We start from the raw sequence: 22,236 nt of genomic DNA, 5'->3' as shown, positions 1-22,236 counted from the left end.
GTTAATTTTTAGTTGAATTAATCAGCTCCTTAACATCAATATTTAAAAGTTGTGCGATTTCGACAAATGTATCCATAGAAGGTTGTACCTCATTGGTGCACCATCGAGATACCGTACTCTCGCTTTTGCTAAGTTGTTTTGCTAACCATTTATTAGTCTTTGATTTTTCGGCCAAAACGCTTTTTATTCTATTGATTTTCATTTCACGCAAATTAATTCGCATTATATGCAAATTTAACATTAATATTTTTAATTTCAAAACAATATAACACAATGATTATCAATATTTTTTTTAATTTTCGAGATAATCATCATATAAAAGTGTTATTACAGCTTAGTTTATTATCTCTTGATTTTTTGAAAAATATATGTATATGAAATTTGGCTTTTTAAAAGTGAGTTGTAAACATCCTCGTCATATTTTAAAATGAATACGAAGTTAGCATAACAAAATTTTGATTGGATAGATCTCCTCTATGTGCTAATGTATCTTTTAATGGTTTGATTTTAGAAAACTTATCATTAAAATAAGCAATAAAATACAACATTTTTGTAAAGTAGAAAAGAAACTTAAATGTTGATTTTTTTGTCGTTTCCATATTCACAATTCTTAATATTAAAATTTAGTGAGCCACGGAATTATATGAATAGTAGATTTTAAACTTTCGAAAACCAGAGAAAAATAAAAAAGCCAGCGTTAACGCTGGCTCTACTTTTTCAATGTCGTATCGACTAGTCGATAATTTGATATTCAATTGGCATTGTACCTCTGGCTAAGTTTCCAATTTCATCGAAGGCTGCTTTGGATAAGTCTAAAGCTCTTTTCGCGTGAAAGGGTCCTCTATCGTTGATCGTTACGATGCAACTTTCTCCATTTCTTAGGTTGGTCACCTTTACTTTGGTTCCAAAAGGTAGGGTTCTGTGCGCAGCAGTCATCTCAGAATTTCTGAAAACTTCCCCACTGGCGGTTCTTCTTCCGTTGAACTTGTCGTGATAATACGACGCATAACTCGTTTTCACCTCATCGTTGTCATTGGCATTGTATTTGTCGAATGAATACAGTCCAAGAGTTGAAATCATCATTATGATTACGAGAGTTACTCTTTTCATCATTTTGAATTGTTTTTATTGGTTTTGACTCGGCAAAGGTATATTCGCACCTTTAAGTTCAAAATTCACATTGTTAAATTTTCTTAATGTTTTGTTAACACTATGTTAAATTCTCTGTAAAACCTCGTGGATTCAGGCTTTTACAAGATTTGTTAAAAAGTGTTAAAATTAAGCTCTATACGTTAACTAAATTAACAATGTAGTGAATAATACGCTTGATTTAGTAGGCTATATGCCTGTATATCAACACACAGACCCTCTATTGCCAAACGCCAACCTTTTCGCAAAAATTTCGATTTCCGCGTAACCTCCACACTCACTACAGCAAACAAGTCTCATGGAAGGTCGTGCGTTCTTTGGACATCTTTCGCAATTGAAAATGAAATTATAGTTTCGCTCTATGCTTTTATAGCAATCAAAATTCACCTTAAAAATTGCGATCTTATGGAACCCAACGCACAAGATTACGAAAAGTACATTTGGCAACTGACCGTAGCTGAATACATTGAACTTCACCGTGAAATGGTGAAAGAGAAAAAATACGAGTACGGCTATTCAGGTCTTGCCAAAGTCCTGGGTTGTGGCAGGTCCACTGCTTACAACATTAAAGCCTCTGGCGTTCTAGACGAAGCGATCAGCCAACAAGGGAAAATTATTGTCGTAGACGTAGAGCATGCCCTTCGAATCATTCGACTTAAAAACGTGAACATTCCAAAACAAAGAGGAAGACCTTCTGCTTCAAACCAAGGAACAGTAAATTAGTTTGCGCCTTCTCCATTTTAATCTTGTTATGGCGTATCCACCGAGCTACCCATTTATATTTGAGGTTCTTTGGATTCAAACTCTACGTTGCAATCTTTCGCTAAAGAGGACCGTACTTTGAAAAAAATGCGTGACTAAAATTTCTTATTCTGAATTCGAACCGCGTTTAGAATTGCAAGTAAGGCAACGCCTACATCTGCAAAGACCGCTTCCCACATAGAAGCAATCCCACCCGCCCCTAAAGCTAGCACTACGGCTTTAACACCAAAGGCAAGTATAATGTTTTGCCATACGATGGATTTGGTGGCCTTTCCAATCTTGATGGCCATAGGCACGCGAAGGGGATTGTCATCTTGTATGACGACATCTGCCGTTTCAATGGCAGCATCGCTGCCAAGTCCTCCCATTGCAATCCCTACATCGCTTAAGGCAAGCACAGGGGCGTCGTTCATTCCGTCCCCGACAAAGAGGATAGGACTTTCTGTTTTCCCTAGGGTTTTCACGTGAGCCACTTTGTCTTCAGGCAAAAGTCCGCCGTAGGCGCTTTTGATTCCTAGCTCCGCAGCCACCTTTTGAGCCACTGCTTCTTTATCTCCACTTAGGAGCGTAGTTCGTAAACCCAGTTGATGCAGCTCTGCAATCGCAGCATGCGACTGCTCTTTCAGCTCATCGGCTAGGGTTAGGTATCCTTTGTATACTCCGCCAAATGCAATGGCTATGACGGTATCTACGTTCTTTTCATGCTCACTTGGAAAAGAAACCTCTTCTTTTCGTAAGAGTTTAAAATTCCCCACAAGAAGAGTTTTGTCTTCAAGGACCGCTTTTAATCCGTGTCCTGGAACTTCCTCAATGGACTTAAATTCTAGACTATGATCTACTGCTCCTGCATACTCTTTAATTGCACTTGCAATCGGATGCGTGCTATGACTCTCTAATGTATTGACAAGAGTAAGTAGGTGCTTTTTCTCTTCTTTACTCGCAGCTAAAACTTCATCCTGTACGACTTTAAAGACTCCTTTTGTAAGGGTTCCCGTTTTGTCCATCACGACGCTTTTTGCGGCGGCCAATACATCGAGGAAATTGGATCCTTTTATGAGGATTCCATTTTTACTTGCGGCTCCAATACCACCAAAGTAGCCCAGGGGAATCGAGATCACGAGTGCGCAAGGGCACGAGATCACCAAAAAGACGAGGGCTCTGTAGAGCCACTCGGAAAACACATAATTCTCGACCCATAAAGCAGGCAGAATGGTAATCCCAATGGCTAGATACACGACAATTGGCGTATATACTTTGGAGAACTTCCGGATGAAAAGCTCGGTAGGAGCTTTATGAGCCGTAGCCTCTTGCACAAGTTTTAGAATCTTGCTCAGTTTTGAATCCTTGAATGCAGTGGTCACTTTCACTTCTGTCACCTGCCCGAGGTTAACCATTCCGGCTAAAACAATCTCTCCTTCTCTCTTGGTATCCGGTTTGCTCTCTCCGGTCAGCGCCGCCGTATTAAACGAGGCGGAAGTAGAAAGGAGCATAGAATCAAGCGAGACTTGCTCTCCCGGCTTTAAGCGAATCACTTCGCCAATTTCAACATCTTTTGCGCGAAGTGTAGAGGGAACTCCCTCCCTTATCACAGTGACTTCTTCAGGTCTTTGGTCCAAAAGCTCTTTTATGCTTCCTCTTGCTTTTCGAACGGCCATGCCTTGAAAAACTTCCCCAACACTGTAAAACAGCATAACCGCAACCGCCTCGGGATACTCCCCAATTGCAATCGCTCCAAGGGTCGCAATCCCCATTAAGAAAAACTCTGAGAAGAATTCTTTGTATCGTATGCTTTCTACCGCATCCCTAAGCACGGGGATCGCCACAGGCAAATAGGCGGCTAAATAATAGACAATTCTCACGGGCCCGACAAACCAAGAAGGTTTTAGGAAGTGGTCAAGCAAAAGACCTACTAAAAGTAAGGCAAATGAAAGAAGTGGAATTTTAAAAAGGGAAAAGTAAGAAGTGCTTTCTGTGGCTCCCTTCGCATGGGAATGCTCATGACTCTCCGAGTCGTCTTCGCCTCCCGAGTCATCCTCGTGAGCGCAACAGCTAGGCGCACTTTTCTTTTTTCTTGGAGTTGAACTGCAGCAGGAGTCCTCAGATTCCATAGAATCTAGGTTAGATGCCGCTTTTTGACAGCATAGCTGTCTTCCCTTTGCATCGTAGCGATGGGTATGTAGGTTTGAAGAGTTAGATTCGGCCTCGTGGCCACAACAAGATTTTGACATATTTCTCCGCCTTAGGCGCTCTACTTAATCGACTGTTGAACATTAATCCTTCACTACTTCACTGAGTAAGAGGACTCTCAAAACACGAAGTTGGAAAAACAAAGAATGTGTTCTCCCACTTGGCAACATGCAAACAAAGATACAAGAGAATTTTGAAACAGATTTAAATTAAGTCCATTTTCTTCTTCCTACTCGGCTGCACCTCACCATTCTGCTTAGAAATGGACTGTACAAAAGCTTCATTCAAATCATTAAATCCTTCTTTTGAAATCCCATAAACGCTGCGAACGTCCCTAACCTTTGCCTGGGGCATGCCTTCCAAAATTTTCTGCGTTGCTTTTTCCCCTGCCTCATCCCCGTCTAAGCATACAAACACATAGCCACTAAAGGAGCTAAAATCTTCTAAAAAACGGCTGCATTGCGTCACGGAATTTAGAACCACGAGTGTTCTTCGAATGAGAGATCCTTTCTGGTACTGCAGTTCTACATAGGTGAGTAAATCCGTGAGTCCTTCGAAGATGACCATTCGTTTCGCACTTTGCTCTACAATGGAATAGCTACTAGGACCTGATTTTAATTTCCAAGTGGAGGATCTTAGATCGTATCCCCCTTTGGAATTTTCAAGGCCGAAGGCCACGCCTTTTCTTCCTTTCAGCTGAAAGCAAACTTCCAGTCCGTAATCCTCAAGGACCGTGGAGGAAATGCCTCTGGATTTAAAATAACTCCGAAGGGCTACGTCTTTTACAGAACCAAAGGAAAGGAGCTTCAACGTACTTTTCGAAGGCGCCCTTTTTCTTTCTGTGGAGGCCTTTGTTTGGATTTCGGTAAGCTCCGAGGAGGACAGGCTAAAATCCGCCTCCAAAAAAGCCACGGCAGAAAGAAAACTTAAATTCTCTAAATCCATCACCGCCGTTAAAAGGCCTCCCCCTTTGTCTTTTTTAAAATCATAATACACCTCTCCTTGGATGGCCATTTTAATGCCTTTTGCTTCAAAATAGTGATGGGTTCCAAAACGCCCTGTATAGGAAAGTGTTCCGGACATCACCAAATAAAAGGCATAATCTAAAAGAGTCACACCCGAGAGAATCTCCTGAATTTGAGAATACGAATAGTATTTGCTTGGACTCATGTCGTTTAATTTTGAGTTAAAGTGGGGGTCTGGGGTAAGAAGTACCCCTCTTTTAGAAAGGACTCCGCCTCCTTACTTCTTTCCAATCTACGCAGCAGCTGCATGGAGTAAAATATGTCCTTCTCTACATCGTAATAATCGATTCTCTCCAGTCTTCCTCCGTACTCCTGTTCAATTTGCGGATACAGCGCGTAGGGAAGCAATGAATCGGATTTCAAAATATAATACCTCGAATACTGCTCAGGCGTTGAGATTTCAAAACGTTTGTAATGCCTTTTAAATAGAATCGTATCGCTTAAATTCCTTCTTCGCCCGTAGTAGGAAATGGGATCCTTTGAAAAAGGCGCACCGTGTGTTTTGGTACGTACACTCTTTCCTGCTTTGGGATCCATAGATATCCTCACCCCTGCTTCTAAGCCGTAATAAAGGGAGTCTTTAATTAAAAAATACTCCATGTCCGCTACTTCCCCAAGTTCACGGGGAGCAATTTCAAAAACTCCTATGGGTAGGAAGCTAAGGGAAGAGCGGTGAAAGGTCTTGCTATTTTCTAGGCCTTTGGAGGCCTGAAAATACACACTAAAGAGCAGATCTGCGCCTCCCGTGTCCGCTCGTGGAATCTCTTTCGTACACGAAAGAAAAAGGGGAAGCAGAAAAATTAGACTCCACTTTTGAGCCGTACTCAGGATTAATAAAGAAAAGGAAAGTTTCATAGGATGCATTTTTGAAAAAAGAAATGGGAAACAAGAACTTAAACGTAGAGTGGCTCAATTTAAAAGCAATAAACTTGAACAAAAAGCCTTTAGCGCTTGACGCCATTTCGAGGAGGAAGCAAAGGCTCTGTAGGTGCAATTTCTTTTTCACTCGCAACATCGAGCCGCTCTAGCACGGAGGTTTCGCCCTTCTGCTCTTTCCCTCTCATTTCCCCTGGTTCTTTTCCCTTCTTTTGATGATAACTCTGTACCAATTCTTCTCGAAGGGTAATTTTGGAATGATTTAAAAGAGAGTAATAATTGCCGCTTTCAAGCCGGATTCCATCCAGCGCCGAAAATCCTAGGTTGGCCAGTTTGGTTTTGTAGCGTTCAAACAATCTCTCACTAAGGGAATTGCCATACAGAATAGCAGAAGTACCGCCGTAGCGGGACAGAAGCTCTACGAGCTTCTCGTACTGCTTATTTTGAGGGAGAATGAACTTGCCCATAATTTCGTTGGCATTGTTGAGAATTAAAGCTTCGGTTCGATCCGAGAGGCCAAACTTTTGAGCCGACAAATAAGCCGCCGTTTGTTCCGGGTTGGTGATTTTATCGGGTTGATAATTCACGCAAAACAGTTGCTTGTTAAAACTATACACAGGCACCTGTTTTTCCTTTCGTTTGGGATCCTGATGCTCAAAGATTCGATCGGAATCGCTGCTCGTTCCAAACACTAGATACTGTCCCGATCGAAGATTGAGCACAAGCCCATCCTTCACCTCGACTTTCGTGTTTTCAAAGGCGAGCCGCAGTCGACTTAACATTTGCTGATCCTGACGCGAAGAGATTAGCTGTCCACTGGGATGGTTATGCACGAGGGTAATCGACTCGGGGCTCAGTTTATGCACGTGCCCTGCCAAAAGCCGTAGGTCCACCACTGCGGAGGAAAGTCCACCGCTGGAGAGGTGCTGCACGAGGTAGCTGCTGTCTTTAAACTGATAGATTAAAAACGTATGCTCCACGGCCTCCGATTCTAATTCTCGAAAGAGCCAAGCGACATCCGAAATCGAGGTTAAAATCGATCCGGACATAAAATCAAGCGCTTTGTAACGAGAAAACTGCCGCTCCATGAGAGCAAAATCACTTGCGCTTTTCTCTAAAGGTTCAAGGCCTGCCTTTGATTTTGCTTTTTGTTGGGGAGCCTTAAAGCGCGCAGTGGCACTGTACAGTTCGTAAGGAAATTTCTTTCCTAAAGAACTCGTTAAATACTCCGTTTTTGAAGTTTCTTTAAATCCAAAATTGGTATTCTCCCCGTAACGGGCTTGGTAATTAAATAAATCCACGGACATAATTCTTAACTATTTTAAGGTTATACTTTGGCCTTGTTAACGACGGCGAGCTCGATAAGGCTCTTTTTCTAGCTCCAACTTTTCCTTCTGTTGAGCCCGAAGAGAGTTTGCAGTCGTTTCTACTTGGGACTCTTTTTCGCCTATTTCTACTTTTCTTTCCACAGAAGTTTGTGTCTGATTTTGTACTTCTACCAAGGAAGACCTTGCCGGTTCTTTTTCAAAAGGCACTTTTGAGGCTTTTGGCTCAGCGCCTCCACTTAAAGACCTAACACTTCTCGAAACTTTAGAAAGCTCTTTGGAAACCAGGCCTAATTGCGCTTTAAAATCCTTTGCGCTATGGGGGTATTTTTTCATTTGTTTCAAATAATAATTCTTAATCCGAAACAGCTCCGTTCGATAGCGGGACTGAGACTTTACATCTCCTTTTTCTAATACTTCCTTTCCGATTCTAGAGAGGTGCTTCACTAAATCCAGTTCCATGAGCTCCCCACTCGCTTCGTCTTTTAAATAGGCTTTCTTCTCATACCGAGAACTCTCTCCATAGGAAGTGGCCGTTTCTTTGACAAGCTGTAAAAACTCGGTACTGCTTGACTCCTGCACGTAGGAAAGGCTTTTCTCGAGCGTACTTTCTCGAACCGTTACATTCCTTGAATAGGGATCCAGTAGAAAAGTAAGTCTCTCCCTACCGCTTGTCGCGCATAGCGGTTCTCCTTTTAAGAACTGCTCAATTTCAAGGGAAGAGAGTTTGGAGCAAAAGGAGCGATCGGGGTTTAAAAGGCCGTATTCCATTAAAGTGGCCTCCGTTTGGGTAGTTAAATTCATATTTTACTTATTTTAGATTTATTGTTCTTTTTAATCGCACTTGAAAGTTTCAAAACGTTTGAAACGTTCAAAACCTTCAAAACCCTTAGAGCAGGCGACTACATCAGTTTTGAGCGTAAAGTTTAGAAGAAGCGCCCGATTCCATACTTTTGTTGTAAAGGAACTCCTGAGGAGAGCGCAGCTCTCCGTTCTCTCTCACCATAAAATGAAGGTGAGGTCCTGTGGACCCGCCTGAGTTTCCACTGCGGGCAATGATATAGCCCGCTAGCACTTTTTCTCCCTCCCTGTAATACCGCTGTGAGAGATGTAGATAGGAAGTTGAGATCCCCCCTTCGTGCTGAAGGGTCATATAATACCCTCCTCCTTTGGAATCCCATCCGCTTTTTTCTACGACGCCGTCCATGACCGCAATCACGCTCTCATAGGACGCCCGAAAATCCAGCCCTCGATGAAATTTAACTTCCCCTGAGAGTGGGTGCACTCGATTCCCGTAAGGAGAAGAGATGGAAAGTTTCCCTTCCAGGGGAAAGTAGAAATCCCTTCTCGCCTTCTTACTTGGAGAGAGGGGCTCTTTTGAAAGAGACCTTCTATTCCCATCAAGGGAGGAATCCATTCTATCCCTTGCGATCGGGTTTAAAGCCTTTGCCTTTTTAGAGGGTTTTGAAGAAGGACTCAAAGAATCCCTCTTTCTCTTTTCCTCTCGGTACTCTTTTTTATTCGCTCGCTCGCGTTTATAAATGGAACGCAGAGAATCGAGGCTTGTTTTAAGACCTCCGTTGAACTGCACCACGGGCGGAAGGGATTTCAAGGAAAAATGAACTTTCCCCGGAGTCCGAAGTGAATCGGGAGTCGCTTTTCCCATTCCGTCTTTAAACCGGTTGAAAGCCTCCATCGCTTTCTTTTTGGAAGGAGGTTTTAAATAAATCGAATCTCTCAACAAAGGATTGGTCAGGGTATCCACTTCAAGCTTTGAAAAAGCAGGCATATTTCGAAAATCCCCAGCTAAATAAAAGGAAGAATTCTGCCCTATGCCCTTCGGGTTGTTTGATAAATAAACCAAAAGGAAAAATGGAAACAAAAACAGAAGAAAATGAAAAAGAGTGCTAATTGGATTCATAAGATTAGGTTTAAAAAAGGTGATTTGATTTGATGATTAAAAAAAGTACCAGGTCCTTGATTTACTAAGCTTAGAGTTAAGGACAGGTTCTAGCAAAAGTTCCAGCTCAAGTTTATATTGAGGATCCAATTGAGGATCAATTCAAACTTGCAGTGGAAGCCGCAGCAGCCGCACTTGAACTTGAACTTGCTTTAGTGGTTGAACTTGAACCTCCTTTAATTGTTGAATTTGAAACGCCTAAGCGAAGAATGTCGTTCACAAGCTCATCCGTTTCCTTGTGGATGCGTGAGAAGTTTTGAAGTAGGACTTTTTCTTTTTGACAAGTGCCCTTCTCATCTTTGAAATCATAGTAGATCGGCATTTGCACTTCGCTCTCGGCCAAATAAAGGGAGTCGGATTCCAGTAGCTCAATCTTTCCGCTCATTGCAGAGCTTCGGTATTCTCCTTCCGAAGAATAGAAGCTTGAGGCAATCATTCCCACCATTTCTCCTGTGCGAAGCGAAGCAATTTTTCCCGCCGGAATCATCGTGTCCATCTTTTCGCTGCTCGAGAAACTAGTTCCTTGACTCGAGTAAGACTCGGAGTAACTTTTTTGTTTGATTTTCCCAAAGAGCCTTTCGAGCCATTCAAGGGTATGGCGGTCTCGAACGGATCCACAAAGAATATTGCCCATGACCGAGCAGATTGTATCGGCCACTTCTCTTTTGTAGAGCTGCTTTAACTGGGGCAGCTCTTGCAGCCCCAGCATAACCGCGATTTTACTGCTTCGCGCCGTGGCCACAACGGAATCAATCTTATGAATGTAGATTGTGGGAAACTCATCCGCAATGATTCCTGCCGGAAGATTTCCTTTTTGGTTAATAACTCGAAGTACTCGGTTTAACACCGAGGCATAGAGCGCGGAATTAATTCCTTCGGTCTCGGGACTGGAAGCGAGGACTAAAACACTCGGATTGTTCTGATCTGTTATTTTCAAATTCACTTCTTCTCCCGAAAAGACCCAGTAGCTCTCTTTTGTAGAGAGGCGCGAGAGCAGAACTCTAAGCGTACCTACCTGCCCTTCCAATTGATCAAACGCTCGGTTGTCGTACGCTGATTTAAAGGGCGCGAGCATGGAATGAAGTTCTGGCTCTGTAAAAAGAACGGAAAAAATCTCTTCGTAGCTTTTGTTCAAAAAGCTAAGCAAATGAGGAAGCGAACTGTACTTTCCTTGCTTCTGGCTCGCTAAGAAATAAATGCAAGCAGAAAGGAAGTTCACCGCACTTTGCGTAAAGAACTGATCGGCTCCCCCTGAATTTGCAGAGCCTCCCTTTTGAAGGGAAAACACCATGGACTCAGCCATCTCTTGAGCCATCGCTAGATTGGGAACGTATTTCTTCTGCAAGGGATTGATTCGTCTACTCTTTTCCACTTCGTTTAGATTTACCACATGAAAAGAGTGGGTATAGCCAGGATTTTGTTTTTTTTGCTGCAAATGATGGTAAAACGCAATTTGAGCAAGGTCTGGGAACTTAAAATCGTACAGGCAAAGGGAAAATTCTTTGCTTACCATTTGACGGATTGCGGGCGCAATCACGCCAAAGGATTTTCCACTGCCCGGAGTTCCAATCACGAGGGTTCCTCGAAAGGGATCTAAATTCACCCATCCGGGGCGCATCTTAGACCCGTGTCTGTATTTGTAGGGAAGGTTAATGGAAGTGGCATTTCCTATAAGCTCTTCGTTCTGCTTAAAACTCTCCTGCTCTGTATTAAACCGGTCCTTCCCTAATTTACCTTGCACAAATTTTGAAATGGAATCGGCCCCTACTTGCACGAAAAGTGCTCCTAGTAGGGAGAACAATGCATAAAAAGCATGCATGAGGTAAAATCCGTAAAAAAGTTCAGGTCCTTTTTTCCCTTGAAAACTAAGGAGGATAAAGAGACTTGCGGCCATAAAGAAAAGCCCAAGGAAGATCGGACGAACGATAGCTTTCCAAATCTTAAGATCTGACTTTTTGCGCGCTTTGGTCCCCACAGCCACAATGCAAATGAGAATCAGGGTCCAAATTTTGGCATAAAAAGGAGGGAAAAAAATATAGAGGTAGGACAGCCCTAGAAGTACGTCAGAAAAAATTGGAATTTTTGTGTCCAGATAGACCACGCACAGCGTTTCCATGACCACAAGGCCGTAGACCATCTTTTGAAAGAAGCCGTAGAGTTTAAGTTGGTGAATTTGTTCTTGCATCGCACTTGTTTTTTATAAGGTTACCCTTTGAAGGAATTTGAATAGAAGGGCGTAGAAGGCAGCGAAATAGAATCGTCCCTGCAGTCCGCTCCAACTTTCAAGTAAGACTTCATTCGTTTAGAGCGTGTCTGCTTTTAAAAGAGCAGAATAGGGAATTTCAAGGGTGAGACTTCGTCCCGAAAGCTCCTCTTCCACAAGGCGAACCCGAAGTGTTTTTGAGTTCGGAAAACTAAACTTCTCAAAGACAAAGACATTGCGGTACGTGGATCGAAACTCCTTTTGACTGTGATGAGAATACACCGGACTAAGGGCAATGGATTGATGGTTGGTTGCTTTGTAAATCTTTTTGTCTTCTACCGAAAAGAGAAGGGATTCCATCTGGAATTTCAGATTGGTTTTGTTTTCAATGAGCACATCCAAAAACACATAATCCCCTACCACATAAAGCCCGTTTAGATTTAAGGTTAAGCCAAAGCCTTTCTTTCGAGCCAGAGGCCTTAGCTCCTTGCGAGAAAGGATTTTCTCGCAAAAATTCAAGAGCTCTCTTGGCGAAAGAGAATTCCGGCTAAACTCCAGGGGCTGCATATGCTGAGGATAGATATAGATGCTGCTTTGGATTTCGTGGGAGCCCTGGCCCCCATACACGGCACGGTATTGCGCCATGAAGGATTTGGCTACAATGGTCACAATGCCTAAATCTAGCTCCTGATAGGTGTAAGGCGATCTTTCCGAATATAAGGAGGAGGATAAAGTAGAAGAAAGTCCACTTTCCCCCCGGGTTTGCTTTTCTAAAACCGCTAAAGAATCATCTAATACTTTAATCCGAGCTAAGTTCTCCGTAGGAAGATCTCCTAGTAAATAAGACGTAGAGAGGTCCACAAACTCAATGGGTTCCGGAGATACAATGTGCACGTTCACCCCCGGTTTCATTTTCAAAACGGGAAGAGAAGAAAGCGATTTTTCTTTCTCGGTGCTTTGGGATTTGGCTAGCGTACATAGAAGAAGACTAGAGACAAGCAAAATTCGCTTTGCCACTTCTCGATTTCTGCTGCTCATAAAGAAGCAGCATGCGGGTTTCTGAAGCACTCTAGGCATTTGATCTCCGAGAGATTGCGAAGCTTTGGAAAAGGGTACGCGAGTACAGGATAGGGTAAAAAGCGTTTTCATAGTTGATCAAGTTTAATGAGCCTCCTCTAAAAGCAGCACCTGGGTACCGTACTTTAATTTGGCTTTGTTGGTTCGTAAAAGTTTTGCAGCGCTTTGAGAGGCGCTTCGAAAAGCAGTAGACAAAAGACTAGAGTAAAAAGACGGCTCAGCAGAGTCGAGGCTTTGGCCTTGGACGGAGCTCGAACCTAGTTCTTTCATCATGTTTCTAAATTCACTTCCGGGCACGTAGAGTCCTTTTTGTCCATCCAAATCGTACAGCGTTAAATGAATGGGAAGGATTTCTTCTTTGACAAGAACAGAGACGATCGAAAGGTTCGCTCGTTCAAAGGAAAACCCTGAGACTTGTGCATAAAGAATCTGACCCTTGAACAGCTTTTTATTGCCTACAAAAATGTCTTCCAAGAGTCTCAGCCGAATCCGACTTCCTAGGAACCCCGAAAGATCTTCATCGATCACAGCCTTGATAAAAAAGGATTCGCTTTGCTTGTAAACCGCGTTAAAATGCGGACTGTGAGTGGTTTTGCTCACGCGAAGTGTCGAGGATAAAAATTCATTCAATTTTTCTTTATGCGCTAAGAGTTTTTTCTGAGCCCGATTCTCGGCTTGGAACTCAGGATCTCTCGATTTCTCTAACGAATCCATCACGAGCATTTGAGAGCGCAGAATGCGGATCGGATCCATCTTCTCTTCTGCATTCTCAACTGCTCCATACGCTGCAAGGTTCTTAGCAGGTGTCCGATCCTCTCCATAAGCACTACTCAATCTCGTATCCGTACTTATACTGCTTCTCGTAGGGGTTTTCTCCAAAGTCCCAAAAGGGGCACTTCCAAGAAGTGGGTTCTTTGCTTGCTCTGCAATGGATGCTTTCTCTGCTTCCATGCGATTCGTGCTCTGTCTTTCCCTTGGAGACGTATTCGGAGCTCTTCCAAGTGCCTTCTCATTAAAGAGACGAATGAAATCACGCGAGTCTTTGGGTAGGTCTGAACTCACTTCCTCTTCCTTAAGAGGATCTAAAGGACTTTCTCCTTCTTTTAGCGAAGCCTTTTTCTCGCTGGAATCCAGCGCGAAAAAGCCGTCTCCATTTTTAAAGAAGGCATCGTATGCCTCGTTTTTAGAAAGGATGGGGTCACTCGCTTCCCCAAAGGAAAGCGAAAGTCCAGCCTGCTCACTACGCGCAGGCTCCTCACGCGCTAAAAAACGTTCAAATTGATACCCTAAAAACAAAAGAAAGGGAAGCATAATAAGCGGAATGACGTAGCGTGGCTTTTTATAAGGAATCCGATTGGTAAGCATGCAGTAAGGTTTTGTATTGGGTATAGAGCCGGTCCATTTCAAGGCTATCGACTTGGGTTAATTCTCCCTCTTTCTCCTTCGTTAAATAACTCTGGAGCGATTGAATCGTTCGTCTTAATTCCGGGCGGAGCCTTTCTCTTTTAAGGCTCATTTTATTACGATACTCTAAGCGGTCCATGGTATCTTCCCTTGCAACCAAAAAATCCCTCCTTTCTTTTTCCTCCTTGGAGAGAAAGTACTTATACTGCGCAAGATTTATAGCAAGAGCAAACAAAAGCACAAGCAATAAAAAGCCAAGTACTTTTTCAGGATGCTTCTTAAGCCGCTCTCGAAGCGGAGAAAGTTTCTTAAGCATCTGGGCGAAGAATTTTTTGTTAGTATCCATAAAGCGTTTCGTTTGAAAGTTCAGAATTGTCCGTAATGCGCCAATCCAGAAGAAGGATGCCGTGCGGATTTTGAGGAGTGCGCATTAAGTCCTTGTAATAGCCTTCGGAGCGCAAGAGCCTTACCATACGGCGGGTCCTGCGCTGAATCGATTGCTTGCCATAAAATTTAAAATACCTTTTCTCTAGATCGATTTGAATGGAATCCACCTGAATACTCACCATCGAGCTCGAGGAGATCAGTTGATTGTAAAAACCCTTTTCTCTTAAGTTTGAGTACTCCTTCTTTCCAGAATCGTCAATAAGGTAAAGAGACTTCTCAATGTTCTGCTGGATGTACTCATCGTCCGGAGGCAGCGTAAAGAAGAGGCGATGAAAAAGTTCCACTTGAGACTTGTACTCCACTTCTCGATTGAGTAGGGCGCTCGTTTGGTTTAGTAAAATGGGCACGCCTGCATCGAGTACATACAGGGATTTTCGGCTATCGCGAACCTGCAGGTGCGCAAACAAAAGCGCGGCGCATGAAATGAAAAGAGATATCCATAGGGCAAGGATCCCTAGATTTCGGTTTTGTTTGAACCTTTGTTCAATGGTTTTTATGATCATCTCAAATACTTTTTAAGTAAGACTTAGGGTTATCCTTTTCTAGATTGTCCCGAACTGCGGTAAGAAGATTTTACACTTTGAAATATTTGGCGGGCTGCGCCACTAGAAGCGCTCAAAAGCTTTCCAGCTCCTGCTTTTCCTTTGCTCATAACGCCCGCACCTGCCGCGGAGACAATGGAATCCGCAATGGTGGGTGTCATTAGAATTCCAATACCGGTTACCAGGTAAGCCACGCAGGGAAACAAAACGGTGTGAATGAGTCCATTGTTCGAAATGTAGTACGAGAGCGTCGTGAGATCCGTCACGGTGCCAGAGTCTAAGAGCCGGTCGTAGCGCTCCATTTCGAGGTGGTACCCCGAGATAATGAGCTGCTGCCCCAGACTTACGATGGTAAAAGCCACAAACGTGTATAAATTGACATTAATGAACTTGCTTACCCAATTCTGAAACGAGTGTTCAAACCCGGGAATAAGCGAGATTCCAAGTGCAATGGGTCCTAGCAGGATCAAGATGTAAGACCAAACCTTTTGAAGGAAAAACACGAGGTACGTACACACTCTTAAGAGCGTTAAGCAAATGGCTTCAATCAAATCCGCCGTAAATTTTTGAGACTCAAAGTCCATCCGAATTTTCCATTCTTCAATGGGCTGAAAAAGCTCACTCATCCCTTCAATCATTCGTTGGGAGAAGCCACTGTCTTCTCCTAAAGCAAGTTCTCTTTCTTTTGCTTTTTCATGGGCCTGCTGCTGAATTAAAAAATCGAGGAGCTGGGTTTGTTTTGTGAATCTTTCAATTCGAACCTTATTGGCCTCGCGCTCGAGGCCTAAAAAAGCTTCTCTTGAAGGCACAGCAAGCTGCTCAAGTGGATATTGAATCATTTTATAAAACCCGGTCCAGTGCAAAAGGATAAGTCCAATAACGAAAGGACGGAGCATGGGCGTAATCTCCCAGGGTCTAGCCCCTTCCTGCATCTGAAACCCTAGGTAGCCTAAGTAAATAAGCGAACCGATTCCTCCTAGGGTTCTTCCCAGCATACTTGCAGATAGAGCGCGAGACTCTAAATCGTGGTCCATTTGGGTAAAGACCTCAAAAAACCAACTCTCAAACGCTCCGTCTCCCATCAGAAATTCTAACAAACCGCTAGAGTTAGAAGAATCCTGCGCAAAGAGTAGTTGTGGCAACAAAATCACAACGAGGGAAATTCCTTTTAAAATAGACGATGCTTTCATTTCAACTGGTTTGTTTCCATTGGGTTAATAGTTCCCTTACAATCTGCTTATCGCTCTTTGAGAACCCTTCCAATTGACCAGAAGAGTTTGCAGGGGAAAAGCTTCTGCTTTCAGATAGATAAAAGGAGGAACGCTCATGGACTTCACTTAATAAGACCTCATGCTGCAACTTCCTTTCAAACGCTCTTAAATCCATTAAACAGGCGTGATAGAGAAGAATTCGTTTCCCTCTTGGAAGGACCGATCTACTCGCTAGTCTGTATTTACTTTTGATTAGCTCTAGCTCTTCTGTTAGAGGACTTAGTCCCCCATTTTTAGCTAGAGTTAGAAAGCTCTTTTCGGACTTTAAATTCCAGTCTGTGAAATGCGTAGGCACCTGAGGATAAGCTAAAATAGGTTCCAACTTTTCCTTATAATACAGTTGCCAAAGCGGCTCACTCGATTGAATAACACTCGTATGGTAAGAAAGATCAAGCAAACTTTGTTTGTGTAGAGAATCTACGCTTGTTGCTACAAGCTCTGTTTCCTTCTCCTGTACTTTGAGAGACAAGAGTCTCTCAGACTCCGGGCCCCCAAGCCGAAGGGGTCTTAAATCAGGTCCTTCTTTATAGGATCTGTTTCGAGCGGGAGCCCACAGTCCCCAAACGGTTGCATACGCAAAGTTCGTTTGCACTCCCAAAAGGTACTTTGGATAAGGACTGAAATTCCCCCAGCTTTCATAGACCATTCGCTTCTGTTGATTCACAATGGAAGGATCGTTTAGTCTTTTCTGCGCCTCTAGCTTTCCTGCAAAGAGGAAAGAAAACACGAGAAATAAGACGGGCAAAAGTTTCTTTGAAACGTACTTTCGATTCTGTACTGTCATTTGGAAATTCATCAGGGGAGGGAATTAAATTGTTGAAATAGAGCGTAGTCAAGCGAATTTGGAAATCAAATCTCTAAAGAGATCTTCTTTAGTTAAATTCACTTCGATATCTTGAGAGTAAATTCTTTACAATCTGCTTGTCTAGATTAATGTAGTCTGCCAGTGCCGGAATCTGACTTAAAGCCGACTTGGGATGCGCAGATTTAAGTCGTAAAATCAGGTAAAGCAGATACCCGTGAATGCTTCTCGCGCGGGAAAGTAGCTTTTCAAGCAAAAGTTGCCGATCGTATGAATTTAACAAAACATCCAGGTCTTTCGAAAGAACACTTGCGAGCAATTCTTCCTGTAGCAGGTAGCTTTGCTTCAAAATAGAAGTGTAGTATCCGGAGAGCAAAACGGCATGCTCAGGTGCTTTCGAAGACAGAACCAAAAGCTCTGCGCTTTTCGACGAAATTTGCTCCAAATACCAATAAAAGTATTCAAGCTGCTTCCCAGAGAGTATCAGGGAGTTCACCTCATAGAGTTGTTGGTAGAGATATTCCTGAATAGAAATAATCTGCGTCATCGTCGAGGAAATTTGTCCATAGGCTTTTCGTTGTGTTTCCACACTCGCGCGAAGGGCCTCACTGCTACCCAGTCTTACGACTTGGTTCTTTGAAATTTGCTCAAGCAGTTTGTCGTTGACCACGACGGGGACCCCTTGCGCTTTTAAGCGAGCTAAGGCTAGAATAAGAAAAAAAGGAAGAGTTTTTGGATTCATGATTTCAAAGATTTTAATTGATTTAAAATAGACTGGACAAGACTCTTGTCACGCTGCAAATAATAGCGGAACTGGGATTTTTGGGTTTCTACTTTCTGCCTTGATTCCCTAAGGGTGAAAAGGAGATAACGACTCTTTGATTCCAACTCAGAAAGTTCCTCAAGCGCAAAATCAAAAAGGATTTTTCGATCGGCACGCTCCATTTGATTGATTTCACCTAGAGTCAAACTAAGCCCCAGTAAATACCGAAGTAGAGACTCAAAATCCTTTGTCCACTGAACTTTCTCTTTCAACGCCTCGGGAATTAAATAGGGTGCCTGCTTTAATTCCAAAAGGAGATTTTCTTCTAGGCTCTCGATTCGTTTTCCTCTTTCTAGGATGGCCATCGCATAAACGCCGCTTTGCATCCAATTTTCCGCTGTGGAGAGCCTTTTTAAAACAAGGCTGCTTGTCTTCTCGTACTCCTTCCACTGCTGTGAATTGGAGTGCTCAAGAACTACACTTTGGTTTTGCGTTTCTAAAAGGCTCGACTGCCTTTCGTGCTCTTCCAGCTGCGATCGAACCTGCTGATTGAGCATGGGAAAAGAAACATTCTCCCTTTGCCATGGCTCAGAAGGTTTGCCTCCGCTGGAGCTAAGGATTCCGCGCAAAAGAAAAAGGACGAGTCCATACGAGCCTACTTTTAAAACCATCCGATTTCCCATCAGAACTCGGATTTATACCTCGTTAATACGGACGACACAATCGCTTTGTCCGCTCGTATATACCCTGCAAAGGGTTCTAAGGATCTTAGAAAACCAACGCGTTTGGCTCTTTCCATATGGATGGAAATGGACATGAGCCAGAGTTTAAGCGATCGAACTTTCTCACTTACACTGTAGAGCAGTCGATAGCGATCTCCTGCGCTTGCAAGGTTTAAATTCCCAGAACGTAGAAGCTCCGTAAGATCGCTTGACATCTCTAAGATCGATGCGTAGGTTTGGCTAGAAGCTTTCACTCCAAACACAGCGTACTGGGGACTGCTTTGTACAAATTGCTCGATACTGCGGGCCTGCGCCGCGCACTGAGACAGTTCTTCCAAAAGGGTTTTCACCTGAATCCCATTTTGTAGCGTTCCTGAGACTTCGGAGAGTCCCAATAAAATCGTATTTTGAATTTCTCCTACTACAGCGAGCTGTCCAGCCACGACCATTTGAGCAGAGCGAAGATTTCTTTTCTCTTGCAAGAGCTTGTTTTGTGCAGATTCGAGTGCATCCGAGTACACAAAAAGAGCCGCCGTCGTGGTAGGATCTATGTAAGTCGCTTGCGCTTTTAGCCTCGCGGGCTCTAAACATAGACTTAAGATCAGCACTGCAGAAAATAATCTTTGAAATAGCCACGCTAGCCAAGGCTTCCCTAGCGAATCAAGATTTGCATTGGAATAAACAGCTTTCATCTTATAAGCGGGTTTCATTTGTAGGTCTTTAACAGGTTTGCACTTTTTAAAAGGACCGAATTAGTTAAGGTCTTTTTGGGAGTCCGTAAAAGAATTGAAATTCAATGCTCTCTTAGGCTTTAAGTCGATGCTTTGACTTAAAGGCCTATCCCGCTCATTCACTTGCTTAACCATCTGACTTAATGATAGGCCTGAATTCTTCAGATCCGATAAGAAATTCTCGAGTGCCCATTCAAAATCAGAATAGAAACTTAGGTACACTTCAAAAGCGGTTTTCTCTGGCTTTTCGGTCGTAAAGGTCATGTACTGAGCAAGTGAAACTTCATTCCCATACACTTCTCCACTCGCGCCTCGTTTTATATAGAATTCTTTGAAGCGGCTTCGATTCTCTTTGTTGTCAAGTTGATTCAAAGTGAAAATCTTATTCTGCTCCACCGGATTTAAGGCCAGTAGCGACGCGATTTTTGAAAAATTATCCCGGAATTTTGTTTGGTCCAAGAGAATGATTGTATCCGAGTTGTTCAAAATCGAATCCTTCACAATGGGACTTGAAATCACATCGTCCAATTCTTGCGTGACCACAATGGCCTCACCATAAAATTTCCGAACTGTTTTGTACAAATACAAAATATAGCTTCCCATTAGTTCTGAGGCAATGGCTTTCCATGCTTCCTCAATAATGAGGGCTTTTCTTCGGTTTTTACGGAGACGCATTTTCTGTAAAAACGTATCCATGATAATCAGCGTGACGATGGGAAAAAGCTTCGGATTGTCCTTAATGGAATCAATTTCAAACACGAGAAAAGGTTCTGTCAAAAGACCACGGTCTGCTTTTTCGTTTAGGGTTCGAGCATACCTTCCCCCACGATAGAAATCTTTCAAGACCAGAAAGAAAGTACTTAGGCTGAATTCCCTCTCGGAAATCTCATACCTCTTTCCCCTTAGGAAAAGCGGTAAAAAGACCGAGGCAAATTCATAGAAAGAATTAAAACTAAGCTCACTTACGCGAAGCTCTTTGTGCAATTCAGTTACTTTTTCAAGCAGCAACGGACGGATCGGTTCCAGTTTGAAAGAAGAAGAAGAAGAAGAAGAAGAAAATCTACTGCTTCCAATTCCTTTCCCAAGGGCTCCTAAAGTATTTTGAACTCTTAGGCTCGTTTGCTTGTCCCGCGATTCGAGCTTTAGAGGTTTTACGCCATACTCTGAGGCGGGATCATTCAGTTGACTGTAGGGGATTTCAAGCCTTGATTGTAAAGACTTTTTAGACTCTACTTTTGTTTCCGCACTCTCTTTGTCAAAAGCAAAGGTTTCCACCTCGATTCCAAAGTCTTTTAAATACTCTGCGAGTTCCATTGGGGTAAGCGATTCAAATCTCTCAATACCCGAATTAAAGTAATGTTCATAGTAAGACAGAACTAGTTTATCAAGGATGGATTTTTGAGCGCTGGACATTGTGCTTTCACTCCCCTTCCAAACCAGAAAAACCAAGCTTGTCAAAAACTCGATTTTCTCGAGTGTTAATTCTTCCTTTGAAATCAAAAAAGGATTCATGGTAATCGGATCCGCCTCCGTATACTGAATGTATCTTCCCTTCTTGTAAAGGCTCAGGCCTTTGTAAGAATCTCCAGTATCGACAATCACCACATCGTAATTGTAATTTAAGTACTGCTCAACTAGGCTGTTCATCAGAAAGGATTTTCCGGATCCCGAAGGACCTAAAACAAACTTATTCCGATTGGATATTCTTCCATTTTGCATCGGAAGATCCGATGGGTCTAGTTTAATCGGCACTCCTTGCCGATCGGTAAACTCAAGGAAGAAATCAGAATCTTCGCTTTGTAGATAGCGCTCATTAAAAAAGAAGCAAAGAGCGGCACTTCGGCTCGTCAAAAACAAATCGTACGATTTTAATTCCGCCGCATTGCCCGGCAATGCGCAGCGAAACAATTCCAGTTGATTGTACGAATTTTTTGAAATTAAAATCCCTTGGTTGAAAAGGTGCTGCTCGATCTGAGACTGCACTTTCGATAGCTTTTCTGGGTCTTCACAGCGCACCGCAATAGAAAAGTGCGCTTCTACCAGAAGTTCAGATTCAAACGCTAAGCTTTTGATAAACTCCTCGATTTCTTGTGCGACCAGCGCGTTTGAAGGGGCGCTGGAAGCAACGCCTTCATGCTTTTTCCTTTTCTTCTCTAGAGACCTCAGCGTTTGTTCTTGCGGTGGAATCCGAATCATTTGATGGTATACCAGGGACTGAGATTCCTTTACATGATGCAAAAAAGAAAGCTTATCTACAGCTCCCTTGAGTCCGCTTCCCATCGTGCTGCCTAGGGACATCTCACCATAGGGTTTCACGAGGCTCGGGAGCTCTACTTTTTCCACATCCACAAGAGAAAATACTTTGATGTAGCTCTCCCCTATTCGAAGATGCTCAGAGGTACTTAGAAGAGTATCCCAACCTGGCACCTTTGTAAAATTCATGGAGAGCACTTGGTTTATTTTCGTCTCAAATTCTTTTTGCTTTAGAAACTTCGGTTCAAAACGACTGGATTCTAAAAGCAGAAAGATCCTCTCCGCTTTTTCGCGCAGCAACTTGTAATTTGCATTTGCCACCTTAAACAAGTTTTTCTTTTTAGAATCCTCGAGATACGGACTTACAAGAAGTAGAGTTTCTAGTCCACTAAAAATCCTTCCTTCAAAATGCTCTTTAAATTTCTGTTTCAAAAAGGGCTGCTGCGGTTCTATCTCCGAAACGTAGGTTTCTTTTGAAAAAAGATCTAATTTTTGAAGCGTAAAGCCTTCTCCAAGAATACTCACGATTTGACTTAAGACGCGATGCTGCTCCAGATACAGATCGGGATCGCAACTATGCTGGGGCGACAGATTCTGAATCGAGAGACCGATCACAGGCATTCCGTAGGAGTCTATGAGGACATCATAATCCCATCCGTTCTTAAGTCCCAAATCAAACCCTAAATAGGGCGACTGAAAAATCGTTTTTTTGAGTGTCATGGTTGAAATTTAAAAAG

The 22,236-nt window shown here is 42.9% G+C and carries 20 protein-coding genes; 1 reads left to right on the top strand and 19 read right to left on the bottom strand.

Translation table 11 applies throughout. The features are described from left to right. Position 1 precedes the first annotated feature (1 nt). A complete protein-coding gene (locus tag ACX3PZ_RS05700) occupies positions 2-202 on the bottom strand; it encodes a helix-turn-helix transcriptional regulator (RefSeq protein WP_459112183.1) in 201 nt (66 codons plus the stop codon). Between the two features lie 530 nt (positions 203-732). Next, positions 733-1,113 (bottom strand): septal ring lytic transglycosylase RlpA family protein, encoded by a 381-nt coding sequence (locus ACX3PZ_RS05695; protein WP_459083555.1) that lies wholly within the window; start codon positions 1,111-1,113, stop codon positions 733-735. Between the two features lie 441 nt (positions 1,114-1,554). Between ACX3PZ_RS05695 and ACX3PZ_RS05690 the strand changes: the two genes are divergently transcribed. Then, on the top strand, positions 1,555-1,872 hold the full coding sequence (locus ACX3PZ_RS05690; protein ID WP_459112182.1) for a DUF3853 family protein: 318 nt from the start codon (positions 1,555-1,557) through the stop codon (positions 1,870-1,872). 134 nt (positions 1,873-2,006) lie between these two features. Here ACX3PZ_RS05690 and ACX3PZ_RS05685 read toward each other — a convergent pair whose 3' ends face one another. The 17 genes from ACX3PZ_RS05685 to ACX3PZ_RS05605 form a co-directional block, all read right to left on the bottom strand. After that, complete coding sequence (locus ACX3PZ_RS05685; protein WP_459112181.1) at positions 2,007-4,139, bottom strand: heavy metal translocating P-type ATPase; 2,133 nt, start codon at positions 4,137-4,139, stop codon at positions 2,007-2,009. A gap of 163 nt (positions 4,140-4,302) precedes the next feature. Beyond that, a complete protein-coding gene (locus ACX3PZ_RS05680) occupies positions 4,303-5,268 on the bottom strand; it encodes a toprim domain-containing protein (RefSeq protein ID WP_459112180.1) in 966 nt (321 codons plus the stop codon). Between the two features lie 5 nt (positions 5,269-5,273). Further along, positions 5,274-5,978, bottom strand: a complete 705-nt coding sequence (locus tag ACX3PZ_RS05675; protein ID WP_459112179.1) for a hypothetical protein — start codon at positions 5,976-5,978, stop codon at positions 5,274-5,276. An 89-nt stretch (positions 5,979-6,067) separates the two neighbouring features. Next, positions 6,068-7,306 (bottom strand): JAB domain-containing protein, encoded by a 1,239-nt coding sequence (locus ACX3PZ_RS05670; protein WP_459112178.1) that lies wholly within the window; start codon positions 7,304-7,306, stop codon positions 6,068-6,070. A 36-nt stretch (positions 7,307-7,342) separates the two neighbouring features. After that, positions 7,343-8,128 carry a hypothetical protein gene (locus tag ACX3PZ_RS05665; protein WP_459112177.1) on the bottom strand — a complete coding sequence of 262 codons (786 nt, stop codon included), beginning with the start codon at positions 8,126-8,128 and terminating at the stop codon, positions 7,343-7,345. A gap of 103 nt (positions 8,129-8,231) precedes the next feature. Continuing rightward, positions 8,232-9,245, bottom strand: a complete 1,014-nt coding sequence (locus ACX3PZ_RS05660; protein WP_459112176.1) for a M23 family metallopeptidase — start codon at positions 9,243-9,245, stop codon at positions 8,232-8,234. A 136-nt stretch (positions 9,246-9,381) separates the two neighbouring features. Then, a complete protein-coding gene (locus tag ACX3PZ_RS05655) occupies positions 9,382-11,469 on the bottom strand; it encodes a TraM recognition domain-containing protein (protein WP_459112175.1) in 2,088 nt (695 codons plus the stop codon). Between the two features lie 117 nt (positions 11,470-11,586). Next, a complete protein-coding gene (locus ACX3PZ_RS05650) occupies positions 11,587-12,636 on the bottom strand; it encodes a DUF4138 domain-containing protein (RefSeq protein ID WP_459112174.1) in 1,050 nt (349 codons plus the stop codon). Positions 12,637-12,648: 12 nt separating this feature from the next. After that, positions 12,649-13,929, bottom strand: coding sequence for a conjugative transposon protein TraM (gene traM / locus ACX3PZ_RS05645; RefSeq protein ID WP_459112173.1), 1,281 nt, complete (start codon positions 13,927-13,929; stop codon positions 12,649-12,651). Next, positions 13,904-14,314: a hypothetical protein gene (locus tag ACX3PZ_RS05640; protein WP_459112172.1), complete on the bottom strand. Its 411-nt coding sequence runs from the start codon at positions 14,312-14,314 to the stop codon at positions 13,904-13,906. Before ACX3PZ_RS05640 ends, traM begins: the two co-directional genes overlap by 26 nt. Further along, on the bottom strand, positions 14,304-14,918 hold the full coding sequence (gene traK / locus ACX3PZ_RS05635) for a conjugative transposon protein TraK (RefSeq protein ID WP_459112171.1): 615 nt from the start codon (positions 14,916-14,918) through the stop codon (positions 14,304-14,306). Before traK ends, ACX3PZ_RS05640 begins: the two co-directional genes overlap by 11 nt. 29 nt (positions 14,919-14,947) lie before the next feature. Further along, positions 14,948-16,147 carry a type IV secretion system protein gene (locus ACX3PZ_RS05630; RefSeq protein ID WP_459112170.1) on the bottom strand — a complete coding sequence of 400 codons (1,200 nt, stop codon included), beginning with the start codon at positions 16,145-16,147 and terminating at the stop codon, positions 14,948-14,950. A 1-nt stretch (position 16,148) separates the two neighbouring features. Beyond that, positions 16,149-17,012, bottom strand: a complete 864-nt coding sequence (locus tag ACX3PZ_RS05625; protein WP_459112169.1) for a hypothetical protein — start codon at positions 17,010-17,012, stop codon at positions 16,149-16,151. An 88-nt stretch (positions 17,013-17,100) separates the two neighbouring features. After that, the gene (locus ACX3PZ_RS05620; protein WP_459112168.1) at positions 17,101-17,772 is read right to left on the bottom strand and encodes a hypothetical protein; all 672 of its coding nucleotides are present in this window, start codon (positions 17,770-17,772) and stop codon (positions 17,101-17,103) included. Continuing rightward, on the bottom strand, positions 17,769-18,476 hold the full coding sequence (locus ACX3PZ_RS05615) for a hypothetical protein (protein ID WP_459112167.1): 708 nt from the start codon (positions 18,474-18,476) through the stop codon (positions 17,769-17,771). Before ACX3PZ_RS05615 ends, ACX3PZ_RS05620 begins: the two co-directional genes overlap by 4 nt. Then, a complete protein-coding gene (locus ACX3PZ_RS05610) occupies positions 18,476-19,225 on the bottom strand; it encodes a hypothetical protein (protein WP_459112166.1) in 750 nt (249 codons plus the stop codon). Before ACX3PZ_RS05610 ends, ACX3PZ_RS05615 begins: the two co-directional genes overlap by 1 nt. A 42-nt stretch (positions 19,226-19,267) precedes the next feature. Then, positions 19,268-22,219: a TraG family conjugative transposon ATPase gene (locus ACX3PZ_RS05605; RefSeq protein WP_459112165.1), complete on the bottom strand. Its 2,952-nt coding sequence runs from the start codon at positions 22,217-22,219 to the stop codon at positions 19,268-19,270. Positions 22,220-22,236: the final 17 nt, after the last annotated feature.

The sequence above is a fragment of the Chryseobacterium sp. A321 genome (assembly GCF_054489265.1).
The sequence above is the reverse complement of the archived record's forward strand: the minus strand, read 5'-3'. Positions and strand labels throughout refer to the sequence as shown.